The following is a 25,534-nucleotide window of genomic DNA, read 5'->3' as shown; positions in this document are numbered from 1 at the left end:
TTCCTTCAGACCCCACCGTTGGCCAGTGACGCCCTTGCCATTCAGATTATCTTCCCCTTAGTCAGGGTGATAAGGCATCTTTCAGCCTATCGGGTTTGCCAGCTTCGCTGGGCAAACAAAAAAGCCCCGCTATAAGCGGGGCTTTTAATAAATGGTGCCGACTAACCGAGTCGAACGGTTGACCTACTGATTACAAGTCAGTTGCTCTACCAGCTGAGCTAAGTCGGCACACAAAACTGTGTGCTAAGGCACGTTCAATTTTAAAGATTGAGAACTTTATAAAGCACTTAAAATAAAAAAACCTTGCATAAGCAAGGCTTTTCAATAAATGGTGCCTCGACGCGGAATCGAACCACGGACACGAGGATTTTCAATCCTCTGCTCTACCGACTGAGCTATCGAGGCACATAAACTGTGCTAATTAATTGTGATACTTTACAATTAACTTTAAATAAATGGTGCCGACTAACCGAGTCGAACGGTTGACCTACTGATTACAAGTCAGTTGCTCTACCAGCTGAGCTAAGTCGGCACACAAAACTGTGTGCTAAGGCACTTTATCAATTTTAAAGATTGATAACTTTTAATAAATGGTGCCTCGACGCGGAATCGAACCACGGACACGAGGATTTTCAATCCTCTGCTCTACCGACTGAGCTATCGAGGCACATAAACTGTGCTAACTAAAAGTAAAATAATTATTTAACTTTTAGCTTTGTAAATGGTGCCGACTAACCGAGTCGACGGGTAATTTGAACAGACTAGTGATTACAGCTTTCTTTTCAAACTACTTTAAATAAATGGTGCCGACTAACCGAGTCGAACGGTTGACCTACTGATTACAAGTCAGTTGCTCTACCAGCTGAGCTAAGTCGGCACACAAAACTGTGTGCTAAGGCACGCATAACAATGTTTAACTCTATGATTTAAACACCATTACTTTAATAATGGTGCCCAGACGCGGAATCGAACCACGGACACGAGGATTTTCAATCCTCTGCTCTACCGACTGAGCTATCTGGGCGTGCGGCGTATTAAACGAGTTTTGCCCTTACAAGTCAACTTTTTTTTTATTCTTTATAACTGTTTGAACGGTTTTCAAGCAACTCAGTACGTTTTTTATTAATAACGTTCATTTTTACCACAAACCTGACTATAACCATAAATAAATATAACTAAATCAGACTAAAAACGTAGTGAATTATTTTTCGTAAATGTTACGATTACTGCAATAATACAATAAAGACTTATTGTATTTAAATATACCAACCAGGGAACGTTAAATGCAGAGTAAATTCTCTTCACCGGTAAAAGGCCTACTGCCTCTTTTTTTAATCATTAATATAGCTGTAACAGCACTTGCTATAGTTGCCCATTCATTCTACGCGCAAACTGAAGTTAGCACAGCTCAACCCAAACCACCGGTTAATATCGTAACGCTCGCCGATAGATTAGATTTGCCTATGGTTGATGCATTAACTATGTACGGTCAAGGTAAAGTAAAGCAGTTACTCGATTTAACACATTTATTAGATAATGACTTTGAATATACTTTATATCGATTTAATACTACATCTGATACTCAATTAGTATACAGCAGTAGTAAGCCTGCTATCGACTCTATTAGAGCTGAAAATCACTTAGTGGAGCAAGGCATTATGCACCACCTACTATTATTAAATGATCAGCCCATTGGCGAGCTTATCATTAAGCAAAATTTACCTGCCATACCTTTAAGCACTCAAGATTCTCAAGTTATCGCTTATATAATTGCTATAGCGTGTGTAGCTTCATTATTTATATTTACTTTAATGTTTAATATGTACATTAATACTCGCTTACGTAAAAGTACTGACATTCTTACGCAAGAGCTACAGGCAATCATCGACGATGCTAATTACAATAGTAATGTTGACGAGCAACTCGATATTGGCCTAGGTGTAGTTGCAAGACACATCAATCTATTATTGCAAAAAGTACAAAGTGCAATGAGTGAGAATGACGCAGCCCAAAAAGAGCTTTATAAATTACAAAATGGTCTAGAGGCCGAAGTACAAAATCGTACTTTAGCGCTTGAGCAAGCAACACTAAAAGCAGAGCGAGCAAGCGAGACTAAAACAACGTTTTTAGCAACCATGAGTCATGAGATTAGAACGCCAATGAACGGTGTTATAGGTACTATTGATTTACTTCGCCAAACCGAACTTGATGGCGCTCAGCATCGCTTAAGTACGATTATTCGTGAATCAGCATTCTCGTTATTGAGTATTTTGGACGATATTTTAGACTTTTCTAAAATTGAGGCTGGAAAATTAAATATTGACCCTATCCCGTTTTCGGTAACCGATACCATTGAAGAAGTTGCTCGAGTACTTTCCTCTGTTGCTAAAAAACGTGAGCTTGATTTAGAGCTAGCAATAGCACCAGATATTCCTATAAATCTTACCGGCGATAGCGTACGTGTACGCCAGATTCTGTATAACCTATGTAGCAACGCAATTAAATTTACGAGCACTGATGAAAAAACTCAAGGCCATGTAAAAATATCAGTAGAGGTGGTACACAATACGACAGATCACTTTACTTTACGCTTTTGCGTAACTGATAACGGTAAAGGCATGTCGCAGGCACAACTACGCGAAATATTTAATCCGTTTATTCAAGCCGAAAATTCGATTACCCGAGAATATGGAGGGACAGGTTTAGGTCTTTCTATTTGTAAAAGCTTAACTGAGCTTATGCTAGGGACTATTCATGTAACAAGCCATACAGGAATTGGCAGTGAATTTACTGTTGAATTACCATTTAGTACATCAGGGAAAATTAAGTACGCACACAAAGGTGCATTAAATGGTAAGAGGATTATTGTAGTTAGTAATCATCTAGAACGTGAAAAAGTAATGTACCGCTACTTATCGTTTATGGGCGCTAAAATTACTTATGTACATACTGAAGAAGAAGCTGAAGAATATCAGCATGTGCAAGATATTATTTGGGTGGCTGATGGCATAGACAATATGGATAAAACAAACGCGCTCCTAAGACGCTTATTTTATTCATTAGAGGATTATAACCAACAAGTTGTTGTACTAAGCAAGCTTGATGAAGCGGCTATAAATCATAATAATATTTTTTATATTAATGCCTCTCCTTTATGTAAGTCTAACTTTATGCTGTCTATTTTAGTCGCTGCTGGTTTGCATACACCTAAACAAATTAAAAAAACCAAAACACTTAATAATTATTTAAATGTTGAGCAAGCTCGTAAATCAAACAAATTGATTTTACTGGTTGAAGATAACCTCCTAAACCAACAAGTGCTAGCCGATCAATTACACATACTAGGTTTTGGCGTTGAGATAGCAAACAACGGTGAAGAAGGCTTAGATATCTGGAGAAAAGGTGATTACTCACTTATTTTAACCGACTTACACATGCCTAAAATGTCGGGTTACGATATGATCGAAAAAATCCGTAACGAAGCAGAGTTATTAGAATCAATTGATGCACAGCCTTACATCATTGCTGTAACAGCAAACGCACTTAAAGGCGAAAAAGAGCGTTGTTTAGCCGTAGGTATAAACGACTTCATTACCAAACCTATAGAGCTAAACGCGTTAGAGGACACTTTAAAACGTTGGAGCGATAGGCAAAGCCAAAACCCGAATGTAGTTATCCATCAAACCATGGCGCTACCTATTGATATGCAAGCAGTTACTAAATATGTAAATGGTGACGAAGCTAAACAGTTACGTTTTTTCAAGATGTATTTAGAACAAAGCCAAGGGCTAATTAAGGGGATTAATTCAGGCGTTATGGTTAACGATTTAGATGAGATTATTGAAGGGTGTCATCAATTAAAATCGATCTCCAAAACAATTGGTGCCCAAACGGTGGCAGAACTTTCAAGTGCATTTGAAGATAAATGTAAAAAGGGTGAACTCACTACCGATGAATTAATAGACTTAAGAGATAAGTTAGAAATTGAATACTCTAAGGCAGCTCAATTTTTAAAAGAACAAATTAAAATTTCTGAGCAAGAAGATGAGTTAAGTGATTAAATAACCGCACACAAAAAAAGGGCTATTTAGCCCTTTTTTTATGTTTAAAATATTATTTTTCAGGCGGTCGATAACCTTCAATTTCCACATCTTTATTTTCAAACAAAAAGCCAACCATTTGCTCTTCTAAAAATGTGCGGTGCTCTGGGTCCATCATATTTAAATGCTTTTCGTTAATAAGCATTGTTTGCTTATGCTGCCACTGACCCCACGCTTCTTTAGAGATGTTATTAAAAATCTTTTCACCAATTTCACCAGGGTATAACTGAAAGCCAAGCCCTTCGGCTTCTTTTTGTAACTTTTGACAAAATACTGTACGTGCCATGATTGATTCTCTCTAACGCTAAATATGGGACTATTCTATACTATTGCTGTAATTTGTTTAACCAACTTTTTAGTTGGCGCTGCTAGGCCAACCTCTATTGATTGATCAAGCGGATACCACACTAATTGTTTGTCATTTACTACATCAGGAATTTTCTTAACATTGAGTACATGCGGATTAATCTTCAGCTCAAAATGTGAAAACACATGAATAAATGCTTCAAGCTCTACTAAGTCGGCTTCTAATCCTTGCTGAGCTAAAAACGTTTGAAGCTCCTCGTACTCATTAAATTCAAAAAAGCCAAACAGTCCTCCCCAAATACCGCTGTTAGGGCGTTTTTCCATAAGCACTTTATCGCCGCACTGAACAATTAACTGATGACAACTCTTCTTTGGCACTGCTTTTTTAGGTTTAGAATATGGAAACTCTTTTACTTTACCTGCATTAAAGGCACCACAACCTGAATTTAATGGGCAAGCCTCGCAATCAAAGCGACTGCGTGAGCAAACACTCGCACCTAAATCCATCATAGCTTGATTAAATTCGGTGACATTATTTTTAGGTGTTAATTGCTCTGATAAATGCCAAAGCTGGTTTTCGACTTTTTTAACACCGTACCAACCTTCTATCATAAAGTAGCGCGCTAAGACTCGCTTAACATTCCCATCTAAAATTGGATGATGCTGTCCAAGCGACAATGATAAAACAGCCCCGGCAGTAGAGCGCCCTATTCCAGGTAAATCCATAACCTCATCAAGCGTTTGTGGAAATTCGCCTTGGTACTTGTCACGTACTATTTTAGCTGTTTTATGTAAGTTACGCGCACGAGCGTAATACCCTAAGCCGGTCCAGTGATGCAGTACTAAATCTTCATCAGCATCGGCTAAAGCAATAATATCTGGAAAGCTTTGCATAAACTTCTCAAAGTATGGGATAACAGTAATAACTTGAGTTTGTTGCAGCATCACCTCAGACACCCACACTTTATAAGGTGTTTTACCCAACTGCCATGGAAATGTTTTACGCCCATGAAGGTCATACCAATCAACAACTTGGTTAGAAAACCAATTTGACTGTTCTTTATTTAAATCCAACATATTTTACTTTTACTGATGCTCAATGGCGGCTCAGTCTATTGTAGTTAATAAAAAGATCAAGCTATAGGCGCTGTAAAACCAGCTAATACTTGTGATTGCCGGCTTCGTCAGGGATAATATGCAACCATTTTTAAACACATTGTTTTTGTCAGGCCAATAATATGAGTGAATCAAGCAACACTAACCTTGAGCAAGCTAAGCAAGAAGGTAAATACATCCGCACTATTCGCAGTTTTGTAAAACGCGAAGGTCGATTAACCAAAGGCCAAGCCGCTGCAATCGAAAAATGTTGGCCAACAATGGGCCTAGAGCATAAAAACGGTATGCTTGATTTAAGCGAAGTTTTTGGCAATAACAACGATGTAGTAGTAGAAATTGGTTTTGGTATGGGTAAATCGCTTGTCGAAATGGCAACAAATGCCCCTCACCTGAACTTTATTGGTATTGAAGTACACCGCCCAGGCGTTGGTGCTTGTTTAATGGATGCCGATGAAGCAGGCATTACTAACTTACGTATTTTTGAACACGATGCAGTTGAAGTACTTGCAGATTGTATACCTAATGAAAGCTTAACAACTCTACAATTGTTTTTCCCTGATCCTTGGCATAAAAAGCGCCATCACAAACGCCGTATTGTACAAACTGAGTTTGTTGAAAAACTAAGAGCCCAACTTAAAATGGGTGGCGTTTTTCATATGGCAACAGATTGGGAAAACTATGCAGAGCATATGCTTGAAGTAATGAATGTAGCTCCTGGTTTTAAAAACCAATCAGAAACTAACGATTATGTTCCACGTCCAGATTTGCGCCCGCTTACTAAGTTTGAGCAGCGCGGACATCGCCTAGGCCATGGCGTGTGGGATTTAATGTTTGAACGTACTGAGTAATTTGTAACTTTAAGCACTCACTTTTATTTTTGATAAAACTAAACATACTGTAAGGCAAAGCCATTTATGAGCGTACTAACCAACCCAAGTTTACTGTTACTTCGTAATAGCGAGGCATTAACGGGCAAATCTATCTTGGTGGTAAACTTTGTTCAAGATGGCTTTTTAACAGAGCTTAAAAAGCTTAACCCGCAAAGCAAGGTAACTGCATTTAGCTACAACCATGCTAACGGTGAGTTTGCTAAAAACAGCAAAGACGTTGAAATCCATGTAAATCACACAATACCTGGTAACGGCTATGATTTAGTTATTCTTTACTATCCTAAATCAAAACCAGAGTTATTAATGGCGCTTGATAATATTCGAGCTGCTATTACTGATGATGCCGAGCTATTAGTGATAGGTGAAAATAAAAGTGGTGTTAAATCAATTGAAAAGCAATTAGCTGGCAAAGCAGAGTTTAGTAACAAAATTGATTCGGCTAAGCACTGCGTTCTTTACTCATTTGCTGAGATTACCCAGCACCCTAATTTTGATATTACGACCTACCATAAAAAGTTTGTTGTTAATGTTGCTGACACCGAGTTTACAGCTATTAGTATTCCTGGTGTGTTTAATCACGGTAGTTTAGATATGGGAACGAAAGTTCTACTCGAAAACGCACCGACAATTAAGCAAGGTAGGGTTCTCGACTTTGGTTGTGGCGCAGGTTTAATAGCAACCTTTTTAGGGCTGCATAATCCATCACTTGAGTTTGTGTGTAGTGATGTAAGTGCACTGGCAACTTACGCAACACAGCAAACCCTAAAGCTTAACAGCATCAAAGGCGAAGCGATATTAAGTGACGGCCTTAAAAGCATTACCGGTAAGTTTGATTTAATTATTAGCAATCCACCTTTTCATACGGGTATTGCAACCGACTACACAGTAGCAGAGACATTTTTAGCAAATGCAAAACAGCATTTAACTAAAGCAGGAAAGCTGAATATTGTAGCTAACAGCTTTTTAAAATACCCGCCTATTTTAGAAACGCAATTTGAAAGCTACCAAACGGTATTTAAAAATAACAAGTTTGCCGTATATAGCAGCTAGTATTATTTTTAAAAATGCTTGAGTGCAAACGCGCTCAAGCTAACCTTCGAATAAATATAAGAATTAATTTAGCTTTTTTCCTTCATTTTCTCCCGTCTTTGCTAAACTAAAACTCTAAATAATCAAAATTAATTCAGGCGATAACGAAATAATGCCTAAAAAAGTTCATCAAAGTAGCATTCGCAAAGCACTCATAAATTTAATTATGCTTATTACAGCTATTTGCTTGTCGCTATCTATTTCGATATCTACTTATTTAAGCGTAAAAGAGCAAAAGCAATTAATCATTAATAAACTCGTCATACTTTCTGAAATTGTAGCTTTTGATGCTGGTAAATCAGTAGTTGAAGATGATAGAAAAACAGAAGAAAAACGCCTTAAGTCATTTGAAAACATCCCTCTTGTCAAAAACATACATATTTATTCAATAGAAAAAGCATCAAAAAAACCTGTTTTTTTTATTAGCTTTAATGCAAAAAAAACGCCTCCAGTGCCGTTAAGAATAGACAGTGTTGATAAACTAAAAACACCACGAATTACGAGCGATAATATTGAACTAACCCGCCCTATTTACGATAACGAACAGTTGGTCGGTTATGTATACATGCGAGGAAGTCTCGAAAGCTTAGAAACTTATATTGAAAGGAAAATATTAATAGATGTGCTATTAACGCTATTAATTTTGATAGTTGTTTACTTTATTGCTATAAAAGTTCAAAGACGTATAGCTAAGCCAATAGAACAGCTAAGCATGCTATTGCAGGATGTATCTAAAAATCATAACTATGATACACGCGCGCCAGGAACCGATGTAAAAGAAATAACCGCTCTTTCAAATAGTTTAAATATCATGCTTGCACGTACCAAAAAGCAGCTTGAGCGCCACGAAAAAGATAAACAAGAAATAAAACAGCTCAACCAAAGTCTTGAAGAAAAAGTAAGTCAACGAACTATTGCTCTCAGAGAGGCAAATCAAGAGCTATTATCAACCCTTGAGCGAATGCACCAGTATCAAACACAAATTGTTGAAAACGAAAAAATGGCGTCTTTAGGGCAAATGGTGGCAGGTGTTGCACATGAAGTGAATACACCAATAGGGCTTGGTATTACAGGTTCTACATTACTACGAGATAAGCTAGCAGATATACAACAAAGCTTTAATGATAAAAAACTAACCTCTAACCACTTAAAACGATTTATAGATGAAGGTATTGAAAACTTAGATTTAATCTATCGTAATCTAAATCGCGCCGCAGACCTTATATCCAACTTTAAAAAAGTAGCCGTAATCCAAGACGACGGTGTTAATACCTATATTAATGTACATACATTAATAACTGACGTTTTAACATCAATTCAATCTGATTTACTGTCTAAAAAGCCTATCGTTACTATTAACTGTCCGAACGACTTAATCATTCACAGTAAGTCAGAACCTCTACAGCAGGTGTTTCAACAGTTACTTATAAACTCTGTAATTCATGGATTTATAGGTAAAGAAAACAACGAAATTCGCTTTGACGTAGAGCTGGTAGGGAAGGTATTAACAATCGTTTATTCTGACAATGGCCAAGGCGTTGATAAAAACATTAAAAATAGAATTTTTGACCCTTTTGTAACTTCAAAGCGTGGACAAGGTGCAAGCGGCTTAGGGATGCACTTGGTATACAACCTAGTAACACAGGCACTTGGTGGAAGAATTATGTTTGATCTTGAAGAAGAACACGGTGCTCGCTTTATAATTACTATTCCTTAAATAAAGATCACTAAAAAGTACATATATTTAAAATTTATCCTTGAATTAGCATTTAATGACCTCATTAATGAGGCATGTGATAAGCGCGTAACATTATTTAATTACCTTAAATAAATATTACCAAGCGATTTATGAACTTTTTTATCTTTGCTGTATCACATATATTGATGAAAAGTTAGAAAGTGATATAGTTTTGCTTTGAATTAGTCTGATTATTTTAAATACCTTGCTTGATTGAATGATGTATCAATTATTAAAGGGAAATGGCTTCGACTTTATGATTCAAATGACTACATCTACGTATATATCAATTAAACAGTAGTTTTTGCACTGCCCTTTTTAGTAGACTTTGGACACCCTGCTGTTTTATTTTTATCCAATTTGTTTTTTCCTTGTTAACAAATGGGTATAATCCTATAATCTCTAGTAATCGGTTATAAGTTCATCACCGGTTTTTTATAAATAAAATATTCCAAAAGGTTAATTAATAATGCAAACGCCAGTCATTCTAATCGTAGAAGATGAAGACGTAACTCGACTGAACCTAGTTAGTTTATTTGAAGCTGAAGGGTACAAAGTTATTGAAGCCATTGATGGCGATGATATGCATGACAAGCTTACAAATAACGATGACGTTAATCTTGTAGTTATGGATATCAACCTTCCTGGTAAAAACGGTCTTATTTTAGCCCGTGAATTACGCCAAAAGCGTAAAGTGGGCCTTATATTCCTAACAGGTCGTGACAATGATGTTGACCGTATTTTAGGTCTTGAAATTGGCGCAGATGACTACGTTACTAAGCCATTCAACCCACGTGAATTAACTATTAGAGCTCGCAACCTTATTACTCGTACTGCTTTAGGCGGTGAAGAGTCAGCACTAGAAACAAATGGTGTTATTACATTTAACGGCTGGGAACTTGATGAAAATAGCCGTTGTCTTACTTCTCCAAATGGCGACGCTAAGCGTTTACCAAAAGGTGAGTACAGAGCACTTCGTTTAATGCTTGATTCTCCAGGTCGTATCTTTAGCCGTGAGCAATTAATTAAACACATGACAGGACGTGAGCTTCGTGCAAATGACCGTACTGTTGATGTTACTATTCGTCGAATTCGTAAGCATTTTGAAAGTGATAACTCAACGTCAGAGTTAATCAGCACCATCCATGGTGAAGGTTACCGTTTCATTGGTAAAATTGACGCTTAATTAGAGCTAATTAGTTTCACTCTAATTGCTGTAAAAATAAATGAAGGGCTTTTTGTCCTTCATTTATTTTATCTGCTAGAACATCTAACCACTTCTTTAAAACTTCATCAGATTCATCTATTGCACCATGCTCCATTACTTTGGCATGAAGCTGCACATCATTAAGACCTACTGAGCCAGCCGCACCTTTAAGTTTATGTGCCACTGATTCATATTCTTCTCTATCACCGGCAGTTAATGAAGTAAGTAATTCTTGCTGATATTGTGGACTTAGCTTTTCGAATAACTGACTACTGCGCCTAAATACGACCAAACCCATTGAATTTACAAAGTCTTCTATTGTTTCAATATCTAATAGGTGTGCATCAATACCTTCAAGTGCTTCTTCACTCACTTTAAGTTGTGGTTCTGAGCATTCACTTTGCTTAATGCCAAATAAGTCAGCCAGCATTTTATCAAGCTTGACTGTATTAATTGGTTTAGCCAGTGCGCCTTGTATTGATATACCCTCAAGCTCTTTTTCAGCACTACGTACATTAGCTGTTAAAGCAACTATTGGTAATTTATCAAAATGGCTATCTGAACGTATTTGCTTAGCAACCACGTCACCGTTTATATCTGGTAACTGCATATCAAGTAGAACTAAGTCGAGATCATCTTCGGTTTCAACAAACGAAAGTGCATCCTCACCGGTTTCAGCCCATAAAACTTCATGGCCGCGTTGCTCTAATAAGTTTGTAGCAATTTCGGCGTTAAGAGGCACATCTTCCACTAGTAAAATATACAAGCCTCGGCCAACATAACTTTGCTCTGTAGGTGCAATACATAAACTAAGCGGTATTTGCACTGTAAAACAACTTCCCTCACCTTCAGTACTATTGACTGTGATTATCCCTTTCATTGCACTTACAAGTGCCTTGGTTACAGCTAAACCAATACCTGAGCCTATCGCGTTAGTCCCTTTTAAATCCGGTGCTTTGTAATACATATCAAATATATGGGCAAGCTGCTCGGGTGGAATACCTTGACCAGTATCCGATACCTTAATAACTAACCATGGGCCTTCTACACGATTTTCTCGGCTACATTCGAGTGTTACTTTTCCTTGTTGAGTAAACTTAACTGCGTTGTTAATTAAGTTCCAAACAACTTGGCGTAGTCGAGTTGGATCGAGCTGAGCATAAATATCAAGCATGCCATTGCGCTTAATATCAAACTCAAGTTCTTTCTGCTCTGCTATTAAACCCGCAAAGTTAACTACATCGTTTATAAAGTCTGACACATTTATAGAGTTGGTCGCTATATCGAGCTGATCTCTATCTATTTTATCTAAATCAATAATATCGTTAAAAATATTACCGAGTGTCTCAGCACTCGAAAAAATAGTATTACCCCAACTACGCTGCTGCTTATTCAAATCAGTATCAAGCAGCATTCGTGTTAAACCAACAATACCATTAAGCGGAGTACGCAGCTCATGGCTTAGCGTAGCAATAAACTTACCTTTATCTTTGTAGGCAGTTTCAAGTGCTTGAGCTGCTTCTTTACGGCTAGTAATATCACGACCAAAACCCAGTAAACCAATGTAGTCACCGTCATCATTTATAAAAGGTAATTTACGAAGCTCAAACCAACGTGTTTCACCGTCCACTTCATAGCCTACATCTATAGTCAGCGCTTTATGGCTTTGCTCTACTTCTTTATCGGTTGCTAAAACCTCAGCTAAAAAATGACTCGGGAATATCTGTTCAACCGTTTTGCCAATTAGTTCGCTACTTGATTTTCCCATTACTTCTTCAAACATTTTATTACAACCGGCAAATACACCGTTGTTATCGCGGTAATAAAATAAATCAGGAGATGAATCAACTATTGAGCGTTGCAACATACTTTGTTGAGCAAGTTCTTGTTGAGTTTTTTTACGTTCAGCAATTTCTCGTCGTAACTCTTCAATAGCACGGTGCTTGGCATGAAACGCCATTTTACGTTCATCAATTTCAATATTTAGACGACTAATATTATCTTTTAAGGTTTGATTTAGAAGCTTTTCTTGTTTGGTTGCGCTATCTAAATAAGCATACGATGCATCTAATTGGCGAATTGAATTAAGCAATACACTTATAATTAAAGGGGAAACCACAGCAGTAAAAAACACCACAGCCAAAATATCAACAAGATGCAATTCACCAATCGCTACATAATAAAACATGCTCGATAAAATAAGAGATACAGTTAAAAATAAGGTGTAACAAATAGCTGCGGTTTTAAATTCACCAAATCGCGTTATTGAGCTGGAAAGTACCCGAGCCCATGGGCTCAAAGAATAATCGGTCATACGTAATTTTATCTCTTAGCTGTGTGCTTAAATATAAAGAAGGCAATGCGCATGTATAAACATACCATTTACCCAGATTTTAGCATTTTTCTTCTCCCTATATTCATGTTGTGCGATAAAAACAGAATTTTTCATGTTTGATTTTGCTTCTCTCCTCAACTCATCATTTCAGCAATAAATTATTTAGTGTAAAATGCCCCGCTTTATTATCTCCAAATACGAGTAGCGCACATGCAAACCAATATGCCAGATATAGCAGACACAGCACCCGCTTTACAAACAGGTAAATTAGACTGGGTTGGCATGGGCGAAATCGAACTGCCATTTATTTTTGAATCGCGAGACTTATCACCGGTAACAGTAAACGCTAAAGCCCGTGCATTTGTTAATTTGCATAAAGAAGATGCCAAAGGCATTCATATGTCACGCCTATTTTTGGCACTTGACCTGCTTTCAACCGAGCAGCAAGTTAATCCGCAAACAATAGCGCAAGCACTCGATACCTTTATAACTAGCCACGAAGGGCTAAGCGATAAAGCACAAATTGAATTTAAATTTGAATTACCGCTACGCCGTAAATCACTATTAAGTGGTAAAGCGGGCTGGAAAAGCTACCCAGTTGTACTTACCAGTACAATTGAAAATAACATTATTAGCTACGAGCTAACCGTAGATGTTACCTATTCTTCAACGTGCCCATGCTCTGCGGCACTTGCGCGCCAGCTTATACAAAATGCGTTTAACGAAAAGTTTAACCAAGAAACCTTAAGCCAAAAAGATGTCCACGAGTGGCTAGGCACTACACAAGGTATTGTAGCGACACCTCACTCGCAGCGCTCTATTGCAAACGTAAAAGTAAAGCTTGATAGCAATATTCAAGAATTTGACGTTGTGACGCTAATTAATACCCTTGAAGCAGAACTTAAAACGCCTGTACAAGCGGCAGTAAAACGCGAAGACGAGCAAGAATTTGCCCGTTTAAATGGTCAAAACCTGATGTTTTGTGAAGATGCCGCACGTAAAATAAAAGCATTGCTGGAGGATGGTAATTACAGCGACTACTGGCTGCAAATAAACCATTATGAATCACTACATGCACACGATGCTGTAGCTATTGCGGTTAAAGGCATTGAAAGTGGCTACAAAGCTTAATTGCTGCGTAGTTTTACTTTTAAAACAAACGGTATTTATTTTATAACCCATACTTTTTAGGCACGTAAATTGCTTTATTTGAGCAGTGTCAATTTGTTGTTATGGAGTTACCGTATGGAATTCGCTTTATTATTAATCTTAGTGTTAGTTGTCGGGGCCTCTGTTGTTGCGTCAAAATTTAATGACGATGGCGGAAACCCGTATCCTTTTACCCGCAAGCAAACTGTTTTTACTCAGGTTGAAGGCGCTTTTTTAAATCTTCTCGAGCGTGCTGTTGGCGATCAATATAAAGTTGTTAGTCGCGTTAAGTTAATTGACGTTATTGACTGTAAGCAAGGTCTTTCTGTTAAATCTAAACGTGCTGCTTTAGCTAAAGCTAAAAATAAGCAACTCGACTTTGTATTAATCGACAAAGAAAAACTAACTATTGTTGCGGCTGTTGACCTAGTTAACAATGCCAATAAAGATGGCCACAAAGCTCAACGCGATTGGTTTGTAAACGGTGCATTAGAGTCTGCGGGTATTCCACATATTCGTATGAAAGTTAAATCGGGCTACCGTCCTTCTGAAGTACGCGATGCAATTATGTTTAAACTTGGTAAGCCTGCAGCAACACAAACGCAGCGCCCTGTTCGTAATCGCTCACATAAGCCAGCGGTACTTTCACCTTCTCAAGCTAAAGCACAAACAACTGCTTTAGCTGAAATTTAAAAACCAAATTAAATACTCTCCTAAAAAGTATTTAAAGCGAGCTCATAAACAAGCTCGCTTTTTTGTTTTTTATTACTAACTTCACGTATAATCAAGTGATTCAAACTCAGGAATTAAACATTATGAATGTTGGTATTATTGGCGCAATGGAGCCAGAAGTTAAAATTTTACGTGAAGCGATGCAAAACCCACAAATTTTAACTAAAGCAGGTTTCACTTTTTATACTGGTGAATTGGCTGGTAACACAGTAACACTTGTTCAATCTGGTATTGGTAAAGTAGCATCAACGATTGCAACCACCTTACTGATTGATAACTTCAAACCTGATTGCGTAATTAACACAGGCTCTGCCGGTGGATTCGATCCATCACTAAGTGTTGGCGACGTAGTAATTTCGTCAGAAGTACGTCACCACGATGTAGATGTTACTGCTTTTGGCTACGAAATTGGCCAAGTACCTCAAATGCCAGCAGGCTTTGCAGCTCACCCAAAATTAGTAGAAGCAGCACAACAAACAATCGAACAAATCAGTAATGTTAAAACACTTGTTGGCTTAATTTGTACTGGCGACACCTTCATGTGTGATCCAGTACGTATTGATAAAGCACGCAGTGATTTTCCTACAATGCTTGCCGTTGAAATGGAAGGCGCTTCAATTGCACAAACGTGTATTACGCTTAACACGCCATTTGTTGTTATTCGCTCAATGTCTGATATTGCAGGTAAAGAGTCACCACAATCATTTGAAGAATACCTAGAAACAGCATCAATCAACTCATCTAAAATGGTTGTCGCACTTTTAGAAAAGCTAACTGCAGTGTCTCTTTAAATGCTTAGCAATATTGTTCAAAACCACTTGGACTTTATTGCCTTCATACTAGCGCTCCTTGCTGAGCGCTTTATTCCTCTTGTTAGCTGGTATCATCCTAATACAGCGTTAAGCGCGGTTTTTAGTGCTATTGGCAAGCGTATATACAAACGCAAAGAACCTAAAAGCTATCAATATTTAGCAGCTATACTCGCAAGCACGCTCATTTTAAGTGTTATTCTCATTATAGTAGTGTTATTGCTTGAGTTTGCTTTTTACCCTGAATTACTCGCAGGTCTTATTTTATACTTATGCTTAGAAAGTAAGAGTATTGATAAAAAAGCGCTCCGTATTGCAAAGCTAACTAAACAAAATCAAAAATCGACGGCACGCGAATTACTAAAACCACTGCTTGCCCGTGAAGTTAATAGGCTTTCATCTCCTGGTATTATCAAAGCATTAATTGAGAGTTTAATACTGCGCACTGCTCGATACTATTTCGTAATTATATTTATATTTTTAGCCTTTGGCCCTATTGCTGCTCTCGCCTATCGATTACTTACTTTAATACAACAAGCCTGGCGTAGTGATATATCTCCAAATAGCTACTTTTTAAAACCGCTTAAAATTCTCTTGTTTATTATTGAGTATATTCCAATGCGCTTGCTGGCTTTAACTATTGCAGCAAGTAGAGCGAGCAAACAAAGCATGCACTACATAAAACATTACGGCAGGCACTTTTATCAAACTAATACTGGTTGGCTACTCAGTACATGTTCTGCATCACTTGGTGTACAACTAGGCGGGCCTGCGGTTTATTTGGGTACTCGCTTTAATAAAATGCGTATTGGTACTGATAGACTACCTACCCCCGAGGATGTGCCCGTTATAATTAATAGGTTAAATCAGGCCCGTGCATTTTGGTTGTTAGTAATTGTAAGTATTGAAATATTAAAAATGATTTAGTGACTATTTAGTGACTACCTCGTATCTATTTACAGACCCAATATACAAGCACAAAAAAACCAGCCTAGGCTGGTTTTTTAGTTTCATACTGTATTTAAGCTACAGTGATGTTTGCAAACTTACGTTTACCTACTTGGTAAATAGCCGTTGTACCTTTTGCTACTTCAAGTTTGGTATCAGTGATTTTATCTTCACCGTTAAGTTTAACTGCACCTTGCTTAATCATGCGCATTGCTTCTGACGTACTAACTACTAAATTTGCTTCTTTAAGCAAGTTAGCAATTAAAATAGTATCTTCTGAAATAGTGATTGTCAGCTCAGGGATTTCATCTGGTAATGCTTTTTTCTGAAAACGCTGAATAAAATCATCATGTGCACCTTGTGCATCAGATTCACTATGAAAACGAGCAATTAACTCTTTAGCTAGCTCTATTTTAATATCGCGCGGGTTAGTACCTTGCTCAACACGCTCTTTTTGAGCTGCAATTTCTTCAATAGAAAGCGCGCTTAATAAATCGTAATAACGCCACATTAGCACATCACTAATTGACATTATTTTACCAAACATATCGTTTGGCACATCAGTAATACCAATGTAATTACCAAGTGACTTAGACATTTTTTGAACGCCGTCAGTACCTTCAAGTAATGGCATCATTAATACTGTTTGCGGCCTTTGGCCTTCAACTTTCTGTAGCTCACGACCCATTAGTAAGTTAAAGCGCTGATCAGTACCACCTAGCTCCACATCAGACTCTAGTGCAACCGAATCCCAACCTTGTACCAGAGGGTATAAAAACTCATGAATTGCAATTGGTTGACCGCTGCCATAACGCTTTTTAAAGTCATCACGTTCAAGCATGCGCGCTACGGTTTGGTTTGCAGCAAGTTTTATCATACCTGCAGCGCCTAACTTTTCCATCCAAGTAGAGTTAAATGCAACAGTGGTTTTAGCAGGGTCGAGAATTTTGAATACTTGTTCTTTATATGTTTCAGCATTGGCTAATACGTCTTCGCGAGTAAGTGGTTTACGCGTTACGTTTTTACCTGTTGGGTCGCCAATCATGCCAGTAAAGTCACCAATTAAGAAAATAACCTCATGACCTAGATCCTGAAAGGTTTTCATTTTATTAATTAGTACAGTGTGCCCTAAGTGTAAATCAGGTGCTGTAGGATCAAAGCCTGCTTTTATTTTTAGCTTTTTGCCCGACTTTAGTTTTTCAACTAGTTCGTCTTCAATTAATATTTCTTCAGCACCGCGTTTTATCTCTGCTAGAGCGGTTTGTAAATCCACTTTGTATTACTCCAAAATTCTGCCTACGAAGGGGCGACTAGTTACTTGTAATCACGGTTTTTATTAAGGTTTAAACCGAACATATATATGTAGCTAACATAACAAATTTCTATCTAATTAAAATAACTTTTTAAGTTATTAGGGCAACTAAACTAAATGAATTGAGTCTTAGTTAGATAGGACGTTAAAAAAGGCTTTCTACCCTTGATTTTAGCGTAGTTTAAATCTACAAAACACTAGTATTCGCACATTATTAAGTATATCCTGCAATATTACGTATTTATTATCTTGACAGCAGAAAAAGGCACGTTATGGTTCACGTGGTTCACACGCTCCCCAAAAAACACAAATTGCTTATTCTAGGTTTGGTTTCTGCTATTGTTGGCTTAGCCTTTCTTCCTTCTGAAAAAGCCACTGCATCCAAAGACAATAGTGCAAATGCACTAGAAATTGGTAAGCGCTATGAGTTACAAGTTAAAGTTGATGACAACGAAAAATTAACTGAGCTAAATTCAGAGCAAGCAGCAGAAAAGTTACCAGAATACGACTTTGTCGATCATAAAGTTAAAAATGGCGACAATTTAGCAATTATCTTTAAGCGTGCTGGTTTTTCAGCTCAAACGCTTCATAAACTAATTAACACTAATGCAGAGACTCGCAAGCTAACTAAAATTCATCCAGGTGAAGTACTCAGTTTTGCTACTGCTGAAGATGGCTCTTTGGCTCAACTGCGTTATGTAATTTCAAAAACAGATACTTTATTTGTTACCTTAAACGACGAAGGTAATTACGATACAGCTATCGATAGTAAAGAAATTGAAACGCTAACTAAAACCGCTGGCGGCGAAATATCTAATAACTTTTGGACTTCAGCAATTGCGGCAGGTTTAAGCGAGCGCCAAATAATGAACTTTGCTGACATATTTGGTTGGGATGTTGATTTTGCAAATGATATTCGTAAAGGCGATTTATTTGGCTTAATTTACGAGTCTCATTATGTTGATGGCGAGTTTATTGGTACCGGTAAAATTATTGCCGCTGAATTTGTAAACCAAGGTCAGCGCTTTGCAGCGATTCGCCATACCGACGGCAATTTTTATACGCCTGAAGGGCGTAGCATGAAAAAAGCATTTTTACGTGCACCTGTAAGCTTTAAGTATATTAGTTCTAGCTTTAATCCTAAGCGACTTCATCCTGTTACTGGGCAAGTTAGAGCGCACCGTGGTATCGACTTTGCAGCACGCACTGGCACACCAGTAGTCGCATCAGGTAACGGTAAGGTAGTAAAAGCGGGTTACAGCAAGTACAACGGTAACTACGTATTTATCAGCCATGGCACACAATATGTAACTAAGTACTTACACCTAAATAAGAAACTAGTTAAAACAGGCCAAAAAGTTAAACAGGGCCAACAAATTGGTACTGTAGGTTCTACTGGTCGTGTTACTGGCGCGCATTTACATTATGAGTTTTTAGTAAATGGCGTTCACCGTAATCCTAAAACCGTTAAGCTTCCTAAGTCAGAGCCATTACCTCGCTCAGAACTTGCTAAGTTTAAACCGATTGCAGATAACTTTATTGCCCAACTTGAGCGCAATCGCGAGCTACAGTTAGCACTAAAATAAAGCTTATTAATAAACATTAAAAAAGCCTTTGCAGGTTAAATCTGCAAAGGCTTTTTTGTATACGCTATAAACCATCAATTCATTAATACATAAATGAGCTGAATAACTAAAGATACCATCACTAGCGGCCAAATATATTTACTGTATTTGGTTGCGCCATCAAGCCCTATTTTACTTTGATATTTTTCAAGTAATGGAATGAGTATCGCCAGCGCGACAAACAATCCAATTAAAATAACGAATATATTCATATTAGCGCCCTACTTATGGTAACTCATGCCCTTTAGCGCTGACATAAAGTGCATACCAATGCTCACGAGTTAGCTCTACGTTGACAGCATCACAAGAGGCTTTAATACGCTTGGCATTAGTTGTTCCAATAATAGGCTGAATAGATGCGGGGTGGCGAAGTAACCAGGCAATTACAATCGCCTCAGCAGAAGTATCATAAAGTGCAGCCAGTTTATTAACTAAAAGACTGGTGTTTATATCGGCCTGCGATGCGTTTGATAAATCACTACCACTGTATAAACCTTGGCATAAACTGCCCCAGCTTTGAATTTGAATTTCAAAATGGCGACAGTACTCAATACTACCTGGTGTAAAATTAAGATCTTTACCGTCACTGTTACCGGCATATACACCTTCATCAACAAACTGATGCTTTTGCAAACTAGCCTCAATTTGATTAGCCACAATAGGCATATCAAGTGCGTGTTGTAAAAAATTCATTTGGTGCTGCTGCATATTAGATACTGCAAAATTGCGCACTTTACCGCTTTCTTTTAAGCAACTAAATATACGAGCAATTTCGTTAACTTCCATGAGAGGATCAGGACGATGTAGCATAAGTACGTCTAAATACTCTGTATTTAATCGCTTCAAGGATGCTTCAACTGATTGCTCAATCCACTTTGATGAAAAATCATAGCGCTTTGGTCCTAAGTCATCTTCAAAACGAATCCCACACTTAGATTGAATATACATGTGCTCTCTAAGCTCTGGTCGCTCACTTAATGCTTTACCAAAAACCTGCTCAGCTTTACCAAAAGTATAAATATCAGCATGGTCAAAAAAGTTAATGCCACCTTCAATAGCATTATCTATACATTCATGAGTTTGCTTAACATGTGCATCAGTAATTGCGTCTTTATTCCAACCGCCGCCCAGACCCATGCATCCGAATACAAGTTTACTAACATGAGGTAAGTGCTTTGCTAAAGGTGTGTGAAGCATGATAACTATCCTTAAAATTTTGAAGAGCTGTTACTGTAAACAAAAAGCGCTGAACAAGAAACCATTTAGCGGCGAAGAAATTAAGAACAATAAAAAGCGCAGTAAACTGCGCTAATCGGTTTGATTAAAATTAATTTAACCAACAAGTGCTAATAAAATACCCGCAGCAACTGCACTACCAAGAACGCCCGCAACATTTGGTCCCATTGCATGCATAAGTAAAAAGTTATGAGGGTTACTTTCAAGGCCTACTTTGTTTACTACTCGTGCCGCCATTGGCACAGCCGATACACCTGCCGCCCCTATTAATGGGTTTATAGGTGTTTTAGATATGCGATTAAGTCCTTTTGCCATAAATACGCCAGATGCCGTACCAATTGCAAACGCGAGTGCGCCAAGTACTAAAATACCAATCGTCTCAACAGTTAAAAACTTATCTGCAGCAAGCTTTGAGCCTACAGCTAAGCCTAAAAATATAGTTGTAACATTGATGATTTCGTTTTGAGCACTGTTACTTAATCTATCAACAACACCTGACTCTCGCATTAAGTTACCTAAACAAAACATACCTACCAGCGGTATAGCAGCCGGTAAAAACATAGCCGTTAAGCTAAGCACCATAAGAGGGAAAATAATCTTTTCCTTTTTAGATACTTTACGAAGCTCTGGCATTTTTATTTTACGTTCTTCTGGTGTTGTTAACGCACGCATAATTGGCGGCTGAATAATTGGCACAAGTGCCATGTATGAGTATGCGGCTACCGCTATTGCACCAAGTAAATCTGGTGCCAGTTTTGACGCTAAAAATATTGCAGTAGGTCCATCTGCTCCACCTATAATCGCAATAGCCGATGCATCCTGTAAAGTAAACTCAAAGCCTGGCACATAGTTTAATAATATCGCGCCAAACAGAGTCGCAAAAATACCAAACTGTGCAGCCGCACCTAATAGCAACATACGTGGATTAGCAATAAGCGCACTAAAATCGGTTAGCGCCCCTACTCCCATAAATATCAATAACGGAAAAATTCCCGTATCAATACCCACATAATAAACGTAGTACAAAAGCCCACCAGGGTCTGACAAACCTGCCACTGGTACATTTGTTAAAATCGCACCAAAACCAATAGGTAGTAATAATAGTGGTTCAAAGCCTTTAGCTATCGCTAAAAACAGTAATAAACACCCTACCGTAATCATTATTAACGATGGGATTGTAAAGTTAGCAATGCCTGTCGCATTCCAGAGGTTTAAAATACCTTCCATCCTCTATTTACTCCTAAGCTAATGCAATCATAGCGTCGCCGGTAGTTACAGCATCGCCTTCACTAACTAACACTTCAGCAATTGTTCCGGTATGCGTAGCGCGTATTTCAGTTTCCATTTTCATGGCTTCCATAATAATCACTACATCGCCTTCGTTAACAACCTGCCCAGCTTTTACTTTAATCTTAAAAATATTACCGGCTAGAGGTGCGTTAAGCGTTTCGCCTGATGCTACCGAAGCCGACTGGGGAATGTGCTCAGAGTCTTTTAAGGTTACTTCTTTAAGTTCACCACCTTGCGCCACTACTACGTCGTAAACTTTACCATCTACTTTTACGCTGTATTGCTCAGCTTTAACGCTGTTATTATTTGATCCCGATTTTGGTGCTGCCTTATTGCTCTTATCTTCAACGGTAGGAATAGGCTCAAATGCACCTGGGTTGTTGCGGTTTTTAATAAACTTCAAACCAACTTGTGGAAACAATGCATAAGTTAGTACATCATCAATTTGATCATCAGCAAGTGTTAAACCTTGCTCTTGCGCTTCTTTTAATAATTCAGCTTCAAGCGTTGCAAGCTCTGGTGCAATGTTATCTGCAGGGCGACAAGTAATAACCTCAGCTCCATCAAGCACACGCTCTTGTAGCTCTTTATTCATTGGTGCTGGTGTTAAGCCATATTCACCTTTTAATACGCCAGCAGTTTCTTTAGTGATTGTTTTATAACGCTCACCGGTTAGCACGTTAAGTACAGCTTGAGTACCTACAATTTGCGACGTGGGTGTTACTAAAGGTAAAAAGCCAAGATCTTCACGTACACGTGGGATCTCAAGTAAAACTTCATTAAGCTTATCTGCCGCGCCTTGCTCTTTAAGTTGGTTTTCCATGTTTGTAAGCATGCCACCAGGTACTTGAGCTAGTAAAATACGACCATCAACCCCTTTTAAGCTACCTTCAAATGCCGCATATTTTTTACGTACATCTCTAAAGTAAGCAGCAATTTCTTCTAGGTGATTTAAATCAAGGTCAGTATCGCGCTCGGTACCTTCAACTATCGATACAATAGTTTCAGTAGCAGTGTGTCCGTAAGTCATACTCATAGATGAAATAGCGGTATCAAGCATATCAATGCCTGCATCAATCGCTTTTTGATAAGTCGCAGTACTTAAACCAGTTGTAGCATGGCACTGCATAGCAATAGGAACCGATACAGTTTCTTTAAGTGCTTTAATTAGTTTTTCAGCATCGTATGGCTTTAATAAACCCGCCATGTCTTTAATACAAATTGAGTGACAACCTAAATCTTCTAATTGCTTAGCAAGAGTCAGCCACATTTCAAGCGTATGAACAGGGCTAACTGTGTACGAAATAGTACCTTGAGCATGTGCGCCTACTTTTATAGCCGCTTTAATAGCTGTTTCAAGGTTGCGTACATCGTTCATTGCATCGAATATACGAAATACGTCAACGCCATTTTTATGTGCGCGTTCTACAAATTTTTCAACTACGTCATCAGCGTAATGGCGGTAACCCAATAGATTTTGACCGCGTAATAGCATTTGTTGTTTAGTATTAGGCATCGCTTTTTTAAGCGCACGAATACGCTCCCAAGGATCTTCGCCTAAATAACGAATACACGAATCAAATGTAGCACCGCCCCACGATTCAATAGACCAATAACCTGCATCATCTAGCTTGCTAGCAATAGGTAGCATATCGTCTAGGCGCATACGTGTTGCGAGCAATGATTGGTGCGCATCGCGTAATACCAATTCTGTTAATTTTAATTTAGCCATGTGTGTGCCCCTTATTTGTTATTTGATTTGTACTGAGCAATGGCAGCACTAATAGCAGCGATGTACTCATTAGGCACACCTTGAGATTTAAAAGACGGTGATTTAGCTGGTGATGCCTCTGGTTCGCTAAAGCGCGTCACCAAATTAGACATAAGCGTTACTGCACCAATTAATATCGACAGAAATACAAACACCCCAACCATACCAGTTAGCATTAAGCTACCAGCCGTTGTGAGTAGAGCACCTATATCCATTTTTCTCCCCCTTGAAACCCATATCGAAAATAAAAAATCGATTTAATTAAATATTTATTCACTGGATGATAACAAAACTAGTCGCTTTGTCTACATCTTGTAAATTGGTAAAACCAATTAAACTATAAACAACATAACACTCAACTTATTTACATGCCATAACCCAGCAACCATACGCCATATAATACACGTAGGAAATAACGACTATAGCTAATAGTTATATAGAAGTTGTTAATTAACTATTCAACTTAATAAAAATACACACCAAACTTTATAATAAGTACAAAAACACACACCAATTGTTAATTGGTCTTACCAAAAAAATATTCTCAGTGGATTTTTGCCAGCAATTTGTAACAGTGTGAATAACTTACATAACAAAGCGTAAAAGTTACTAACTAACAAATAACTAAAAACATAACCAAAAAACATAAGCTATTGATATTAATAAAAAATAAACTTTGGCATGTAACTGGCATTAGTTATTATGAGCAAATTTGATAACCAAGGAGAAAACAATGTTACGCTGGACAATTACATTTTTAGTTATTGCTTTAATCGCTGCAGTGTTAGGTTTTGGTGGCATCGCAGGTGCCGCAGCTGGTATAGCAAAAATTATATTTTTTATCTTTTTAGTACTTTTAGTGATTTCATTAGTTTCAGGTGCACTACGTGGTAAATCGCCCAGGTAGATAAAGCATTCAACTAACACACTAAAATTTAATTAATACTTACAAGGAATTACATTATGAATTCAACAACTGTAAAAGCAGCACTAATCGGTCTATTCGCAAGTTTTTTCATCATGGGTTGTGAAGACAACCATGCAGAAGACGCAGGCGAACGTATTGACGAAGCAGTAACTGACGTGCAAAACAAAGTAGAAGATGCATGTGAAAATGTTAAAGAAGGCGTAAACGCTGAAGAAACTAACTGTTAATTCTTCTTTTATCGCTAAAAAACGGCCTTAGGGCCGTTTTTTTGTGTCTGTAATAAAATCACTGACTATAAAGCTGCTCATTTAGCGGTTAGCTTGTTAAAATAAAAAAAACGATATTTAAAGCAAGGCAATATGGCATTTACAACAACCTACACGCTAGATAAACCCTACTTTTATGAGTGCTTTGATGAGTCACTCCCGTACAGTAAACGCGCCAAACCTAAGTACTTTTTACTTGTACTACTGGTTGCGCTTGGTTTATTTGGCATTTATGTTTTAAACGATCATTACTTAGGATCGTTTATGATCATGCTAGGTGTACTAGAGTGCGTCGCTTTTTACTATCGCAGACCTTGGTGGGTAACCAGACAAATGCTCAGCAGAGCATCAGGCTCAGAAGTAACACTTACCTTTGATGAAGAAGGTATTAAATCAGCTAATCATTACAAAAGCTTTCAGCTAACTTGGCAAGACATAAGCGAAGTAATAGATACGCAGCAAGGTATTATTATTAAAAATAAAAGCGGCATGCAGTATATTTCAAAACAAATATTAACCCCAGAAACACTCGCTTTTATAAACAAAAAAGCCACTCAGTGAGTTAACACCATTCAGTTAAGCATGCTTTGACTTAATGGTGTACCGAGTTTTTGAAATTCGAACGGTCCTACTTTTGGGCCGTTTTCTTTTTTCTGGAAGAATATAACGTTTCACTCGTTCTCGCAT

General features: G+C 37.9%; 22 protein-coding genes and 6 tRNA genes. 13 read left to right on the top strand and 15 right to left on the bottom strand.

Features of this window, described 5'->3' with window-relative positions; all coding sequences use genetic code 11:
* Positions 1-152 precede the first annotated feature (152 nt).
* The 6 genes from H4J63_RS16070 to H4J63_RS16045 all read right to left on the bottom strand — a co-directional run bounded on the left by H4J63_RS16070 (position 153) and on the right by H4J63_RS16045 (position 1,024).
* Positions 153-228: transfer RNA gene (locus tag H4J63_RS16070), tRNA-Thr, on the bottom strand.
* 101 nt (positions 229-329) lie between these two features.
* Positions 330-405: transfer RNA gene (locus H4J63_RS16065), tRNA-Phe, on the bottom strand.
* Between the two features lie 51 nt (positions 406-456).
* Positions 457-532 (bottom strand) — tRNA-Thr (locus tag H4J63_RS16060).
* Between the two features lie 59 nt (positions 533-591).
* Positions 592-667 (bottom strand) — tRNA-Phe (locus H4J63_RS16055).
* Positions 668-801: 134 nt separating this feature from the next.
* A tRNA-Thr gene (locus H4J63_RS16050) sits at positions 802-877 on the bottom strand.
* A 71-nt stretch (positions 878-948) separates the two neighbouring features.
* Positions 949-1,024, bottom strand: a tRNA-Phe gene (locus H4J63_RS16045).
* A gap of 259 nt (positions 1,025-1,283) precedes the next feature.
* Here H4J63_RS16045 and H4J63_RS16040 point away from each other — a divergent pair.
* On the top strand, positions 1,284-4,061 hold the full coding sequence (locus tag H4J63_RS16040; RefSeq protein WP_182197498.1) for an ATP-binding protein: 2,778 nt from the start codon (positions 1,284-1,286) through the stop codon (positions 4,059-4,061).
* A 52-nt stretch (positions 4,062-4,113) separates the two neighbouring features.
* Here the strand turns inward: H4J63_RS16040 and H4J63_RS16035 are convergent, their stop codons facing one another.
* Entirely contained in the window at positions 4,114-4,386 is a 273-nt protein-coding gene (locus tag H4J63_RS16035) for an oxidative damage protection protein (protein WP_024600750.1), read from the bottom strand.
* A 35-nt stretch (positions 4,387-4,421) separates the two neighbouring features.
* A complete protein-coding gene (gene mutY, locus H4J63_RS16030) occupies positions 4,422-5,483 on the bottom strand; it encodes an A/G-specific adenine glycosylase (protein ID WP_024605356.1) in 1,062 nt (353 codons plus the stop codon).
* A gap of 161 nt (positions 5,484-5,644) precedes the next feature.
* Here mutY and trmB point away from each other — a divergent pair, with 161 nt between their 5' ends.
* From trmB to arcA, 4 genes are all read left to right on the top strand, one after another.
* On the top strand, positions 5,645-6,370 hold the full coding sequence (trmB, locus tag H4J63_RS16025) for a tRNA (guanosine(46)-N7)-methyltransferase TrmB (protein ID WP_007582957.1): 726 nt from the start codon (positions 5,645-5,647) through the stop codon (positions 6,368-6,370).
* A 66-nt stretch (positions 6,371-6,436) separates the two neighbouring features.
* Complete coding sequence (locus H4J63_RS16020; protein ID WP_182197497.1) at positions 6,437-7,462, top strand: methyltransferase; 1,026 nt, start codon at positions 6,437-6,439, stop codon at positions 7,460-7,462.
* A 151-nt stretch (positions 7,463-7,613) separates the two neighbouring features.
* Positions 7,614-9,218, top strand: coding sequence for a sensor histidine kinase (locus H4J63_RS16015; RefSeq protein ID WP_182197495.1), 1,605 nt, complete (start codon positions 7,614-7,616; stop codon positions 9,216-9,218).
* A 490-nt stretch (positions 9,219-9,708) separates the two neighbouring features.
* A complete protein-coding gene (arcA, locus tag H4J63_RS16010; protein ID WP_002962549.1) occupies positions 9,709-10,425 on the top strand; it encodes a two-component system response regulator ArcA in 717 nt (238 codons plus the stop codon).
* A 16-nt stretch (positions 10,426-10,441) separates the two neighbouring features.
* On the opposite strand, the gene arcB is transcribed toward arcA, so the two are convergent.
* Entirely contained in the window at positions 10,442-12,760 is a 2,319-nt protein-coding gene (gene arcB, locus H4J63_RS16005) for an aerobic respiration two-component sensor histidine kinase ArcB (RefSeq protein ID WP_182197494.1), read from the bottom strand.
* A 231-nt stretch (positions 12,761-12,991) separates the two neighbouring features.
* On the opposite strand from arcB, the gene folE2 reads away from it, so the two are divergent.
* From folE2 to H4J63_RS15985, 4 genes are all read left to right on the top strand, one after another.
* Positions 12,992-13,912, top strand: coding sequence for a GTP cyclohydrolase FolE2 (folE2, locus tag H4J63_RS16000; protein WP_076925249.1), 921 nt, complete (start codon positions 12,992-12,994; stop codon positions 13,910-13,912).
* 114 nt (positions 13,913-14,026) lie between these two features.
* Positions 14,027-14,623 (top strand): DUF2726 domain-containing protein, encoded by a 597-nt coding sequence (locus H4J63_RS15995; protein ID WP_024600757.1) that lies wholly within the window; start codon positions 14,027-14,029, stop codon positions 14,621-14,623.
* 122 nt (positions 14,624-14,745) lie between these two features.
* Positions 14,746-15,453, top strand: coding sequence for a 5'-methylthioadenosine/S-adenosylhomocysteine nucleosidase (mtnN, locus tag H4J63_RS15990; RefSeq protein WP_182197492.1), 708 nt, complete (start codon positions 14,746-14,748; stop codon positions 15,451-15,453).
* Positions 15,454-16,398 carry a regulatory signaling modulator protein AmpE gene (locus H4J63_RS15985; protein ID WP_182197490.1) on the top strand — a complete coding sequence of 315 codons (945 nt, stop codon included), beginning with the start codon at positions 15,454-15,456 and terminating at the stop codon, positions 16,396-16,398.
* Positions 16,399-16,492: 94 nt separating this feature from the next.
* On the opposite strand, the gene tyrS is transcribed toward H4J63_RS15985, so the two are convergent.
* Positions 16,493-17,692: a tyrosine--tRNA ligase gene (gene tyrS / locus H4J63_RS15980; RefSeq protein WP_182197489.1), complete on the bottom strand. Its 1,200-nt coding sequence runs from the start codon at positions 17,690-17,692 to the stop codon at positions 16,493-16,495.
* A 311-nt stretch (positions 17,693-18,003) separates the two neighbouring features.
* Here tyrS and H4J63_RS15975 point away from each other — a divergent pair, with 311 nt between their 5' ends.
* Positions 18,004-19,317 carry a peptidoglycan DD-metalloendopeptidase family protein gene (locus H4J63_RS15975; RefSeq protein ID WP_024600761.1) on the top strand — a complete coding sequence of 438 codons (1,314 nt, stop codon included), beginning with the start codon at positions 18,004-18,006 and terminating at the stop codon, positions 19,315-19,317.
* A 74-nt stretch (positions 19,318-19,391) separates the two neighbouring features.
* On the opposite strand, the gene H4J63_RS15970 is transcribed toward H4J63_RS15975, so the two are convergent.
* From H4J63_RS15970 to H4J63_RS15950, 5 genes are all read right to left on the bottom strand, one after another.
* Entirely contained in the window at positions 19,392-19,568 is a 177-nt protein-coding gene (locus tag H4J63_RS15970; RefSeq protein WP_170072950.1) for a hypothetical protein, read from the bottom strand.
* A gap of 13 nt (positions 19,569-19,581) precedes the next feature.
* Positions 19,582-20,553, bottom strand: coding sequence for an aldo/keto reductase family oxidoreductase (locus H4J63_RS15965; protein ID WP_182197487.1), 972 nt, complete (start codon positions 20,551-20,553; stop codon positions 19,582-19,584).
* A gap of 135 nt (positions 20,554-20,688) precedes the next feature.
* The gene (locus H4J63_RS15960; RefSeq protein ID WP_182197485.1) at positions 20,689-21,819 is read right to left on the bottom strand and encodes a sodium ion-translocating decarboxylase subunit beta; all 1,131 of its coding nucleotides are present in this window, start codon (positions 21,817-21,819) and stop codon (positions 20,689-20,691) included.
* 13 nt (positions 21,820-21,832) lie between these two features.
* Positions 21,833-23,614, bottom strand: coding sequence for a sodium-extruding oxaloacetate decarboxylase subunit alpha (gene oadA, locus H4J63_RS15955; protein WP_182197483.1), 1,782 nt, complete (start codon positions 23,612-23,614; stop codon positions 21,833-21,835).
* An 11-nt stretch (positions 23,615-23,625) separates the two neighbouring features.
* Positions 23,626-23,868 (bottom strand): OadG family protein, encoded by a 243-nt coding sequence (locus H4J63_RS15950; RefSeq protein ID WP_182197482.1) that lies wholly within the window; start codon positions 23,866-23,868, stop codon positions 23,626-23,628.
* A gap of 518 nt (positions 23,869-24,386) precedes the next feature.
* Between H4J63_RS15950 and H4J63_RS15945 the strand changes: the two genes are divergently transcribed.
* The 3 genes from H4J63_RS15945 to H4J63_RS15935 all read left to right on the top strand — a co-directional run bounded on the left by H4J63_RS15945 (position 24,387) and on the right by H4J63_RS15935 (position 25,408).
* On the top strand, positions 24,387-24,560 hold the full coding sequence (locus H4J63_RS15945; protein ID WP_002961939.1) for a DUF1328 domain-containing protein: 174 nt from the start codon (positions 24,387-24,389) through the stop codon (positions 24,558-24,560).
* Positions 24,561-24,616: 56 nt separating this feature from the next.
* A complete protein-coding gene (locus H4J63_RS15940) occupies positions 24,617-24,808 on the top strand; it encodes a hypothetical protein (RefSeq protein ID WP_007378921.1) in 192 nt (63 codons plus the stop codon).
* 132 nt (positions 24,809-24,940) lie between these two features.
* On the top strand, positions 24,941-25,408 hold the full coding sequence (locus H4J63_RS15935) for a YcxB family protein (RefSeq protein ID WP_007583811.1): 468 nt from the start codon (positions 24,941-24,943) through the stop codon (positions 25,406-25,408).
* Positions 25,409-25,534 lie beyond the last annotated feature (126 nt).

Origin of the sequence: Pseudoalteromonas sp. 5Ae-yellow (genome assembly GCF_014077565.1) — a bacterium.
In the GTDB taxonomy this organism is placed as follows: Bacteria; Pseudomonadota; Gammaproteobacteria; order Enterobacterales; family Alteromonadaceae; genus Pseudoalteromonas.
This window is presented reverse-complemented; position numbering and strand designations above follow the sequence as displayed.